General features: G+C 73.8%; 3 protein-coding genes. 2 read left to right on the forward strand and 1 reads right to left on the reverse strand.

The features are described 5' to 3' along the window. Window positions 1-370 precede the first annotated feature (370 nt). Complete coding sequence (locus E1265_RS35920) at window positions 371-775, reverse strand: ArsI/CadI family heavy metal resistance metalloenzyme (RefSeq protein ID WP_132935131.1); 405 nt, start codon at window positions 773-775, stop codon at window positions 371-373. Window positions 776-887: 112 nt separating this feature from the next. Here E1265_RS35920 and E1265_RS35925 point away from each other — a divergent pair, with 112 nt between their 5' ends. After that, window positions 888-1,199 carry a metalloregulator ArsR/SmtB family transcription factor gene (locus E1265_RS35925; RefSeq protein WP_132935133.1) on the forward strand — a complete coding sequence of 104 codons (312 nt, stop codon included), beginning with the start codon at window positions 888-890 and terminating at the stop codon, window positions 1,197-1,199. Next, a partial coding sequence (locus E1265_RS35930) for an aquaporin (protein WP_132935132.1) occupies window positions 1,196-1,906 on the forward strand: 711 nt, incomplete at its 3' end. The genes E1265_RS35925 and E1265_RS35930, both read left to right, overlap by 4 nt.

Genomic DNA, 1,906 nt, shown 5'->3' on the forward strand with positions numbered 1-1,906 from the left:
CCCCGAAGGGGGCACCGCCCCCGCCCCCCGGCCCGCAGGGCAAGCCCGCGCCGCAGCCGACCACGCCCGGCCGCACCGACGGGCAGCCGACGCTCCGGGCCGGGTACCGCCGCACAGGGCGCGTAAGCGCCCGAGGTATCGCACATGGCCGGCCCGGCCGGCAGCCGAACCTCCGGCTCGGGCACCGTCGCGCCAAGGCCGCAAGCGCCCAACGCGTCCGCAACCAACAGCCGGAGCTGCGACCCGGGCGCGCCGCGCCAAGGTACGCCAGCGCCCAAGGCACCGCGCATGGCCGACCCGGCCAGCAGTTGGGGCGCGGCCTGGGCGCGTCAGCGCCTGACGCGTTCGTGGTCTGCCGGCCCGGAGGGCGTCACGTGCCGCAGCAGGCTCGTGGCGTGGCGTCGGCGTCGACGTCGGCCTTGACGACGTAGACCTCCCACCGCTCGTCGCCGGGGCCGGTCACCCACACCTTGTCCTGGAGGGCGTAGCAGCAGGACGTGTCCTGCTCGGCGAAGGTGGCGAGGCCCGCGTTCTGGAGCCGGGTGGTGGCGGCGGTGACCTCGGCCGTGGTGGCGACCTCGACGCCCAGGTGGTCCAGGCGGGTGTCCTGGCCCTCCTCGCCCTCGATCAGGACGAGCTTCAGCGGCGGATCGGCGACGGCGAAGTTCGCGTAGCCCTCACGCCGCTTGGCCGGCTCGACGCCGAGGAGCTTGGCGTAGAAGGCGATCGAACCTTCGAGGTCGGCTACGCGCAGGGCGAGCTGTATCCGGGACATGGCGGTCTCCCATCAGTCTGCTTCGATGATTGTCTATACAGCCCACCTTGCCACCCCATTAGATGGGTGTCAATATAGAGACATGTCGAAACAGGAGTTGTGCTGCGCGCCGATGGTCCGCGAGCCGCTGGGCGAGGAGGCCGCGGCCGAGTTGTCGCGGATGTTCAAGGCGCTGTCGGACCCCGTCCGGCTGCGGCTGCTGTCGCTGATCGCCTCCCATGAGGGCGGTGAGGCGTGCGTGTGCGACCTGACCGGCCCGTTCGACGTCTCCCAGCCGACGATCTCCCACCACCTGAGGATCCTGCGCGAAGCCGGCCTGGTCGGCTCCGAGCGGCGCGGAACCTGGGTCTACTACTGGGTTCTCCCCGCGGCCCTGACCCGGCTTTCCGCCCTGCTCCAGACTCCCGCGGCAGCCCGCGCATGAGCGGCATGACGCCCCTCGCGCGGCGCGCGGCGGCCGAGGCGCTGGGGACGGCCGCGCTGGTGGCGGTCGTGGTCGGCTCCGGCGTCCAGGCCACCCAGCTGACCGACGACATCGGCGTGCGACTGCTGGCCAACTCGCTGGCCACCGTCCTCGGCCTCGGCGTCCTGATCGCGCTGCTGGGCCCGGTGTCAGGGGCGCACTTCAATCCGGCCGTGACGCTCACCGCCTGGTTCGCCGGCCGCCGGGCCGGCGACGGCCCCGCGGCCCGCGACGTCGCCGCCTACCTCCCCGCGCAGCTCGTCGGGGCCGTCGGCGGCGCGGCCCTCGCGAACGCGATGTTCGCCGAGCCGCTGGTGAGCTTCTCGGCGCACGACCGGTCAGCCGGTCACCTCGTGCTCGGTGAGGTGGTGGCCACCGCCGGGCTGGTCTGGCTCGTCCTCGGCCTGGCCCGCGCCGGACGCTCCGGGCTCACGCCGGCCGCGGTCGCCTCGTACATCGGCGCGGCGTACTGGTTCACCTCGTCCACCAGCTTCGCCAACCCCGCGGTCACCATCGGCCGCGCGTTCACGGACACCTTCGCCGGCATCGCGCCCGCGTCCGTCGCCCCGTTCGTCGCCGCCCAGTTCCTCGGTGCGGCCATCGGCCTCGGCCTGGCCGCCGCCTGCTTCGGCCGCCAGGCCCCCGCCCCCACCCCCGCACCCTCATAC

This window comes from Streptomyces sp. 8K308, assembly GCF_004348315.1.
Taxonomy (GTDB): domain Bacteria; phylum Actinomycetota; class Actinomycetes; order Streptomycetales; family Streptomycetaceae; genus Streptomyces.

Excerpts from the sequence above, each read along its gene's own strand:
- E1265_RS35920 (WP_132935131.1), bottom strand. The coding sequence starts at position 775 with ATGTCCCGGATACAGCTCGCCCTGCGCGTAGCCGACCTCGAAGGTTCG.
- E1265_RS35925 (WP_132935133.1), top strand. The coding sequence starts at position 888 with ATGGTCCGCGAGCCGCTGGGCGAGGAGGCCGCGGCCGAGTTGTCGCGG.